Raw genomic sequence first — 430 nt, forward strand, 5'->3', positions numbered from 1 at the left:
TTGTTACCAGAGGCTCTGGCTGCTGCTAGGGAGATTCAGTCTGACTGGGGTCGCGCCGATGCCCTAAATAGTTTGGCTGATAAACTGCCAGAATTATTACCAGAGGCTCTGGCTGCTGCTAGGGAGATTCAGAATGAGTATTATCGCGCCAAAGCCCTAAGTAGTTTGGCGGCTATTCTGCCTCCTGATTTGTTACCAAAGGCTCTGGCTGCTGCTAGGGAGATTCAGGATGAGCATTATCGCGCCAAAGCCCTAAGTAGTTTGACTGCTATTCTGCCTCATGATTTGTTACCAGAGGCTCTGGCTGCTGCTAGGGAGATTCAGAATGAGCATTATCGCGCCAAAGCCCTAAGTAGTTTGGCGGCTATTCTGCCTCATGATTTGTTACCAGAGGCTCTGGCTGCTGCTAGGGAGATTCAGTCTGACTCAA

Annotated in this window: 1 pseudogene; it reads left to right on the forward strand. The window is 50.0% G+C overall.

Going from position 1 to position 430, the window contains the following annotated elements:
- Nucleotides 1–430 (forward strand): annotated as a pseudogene (locus tag ACEYW6_RS36685) (hypothetical protein); the annotation flags it as partial.

The sequence above is a fragment of the Nostoc sp. UIC 10607 genome (assembly GCF_047228265.1).
Classification (GTDB): Bacteria; Cyanobacteriota; Cyanobacteriia; order Cyanobacteriales; family Nostocaceae; genus Nostoc; species Nostoc foliaceum_A.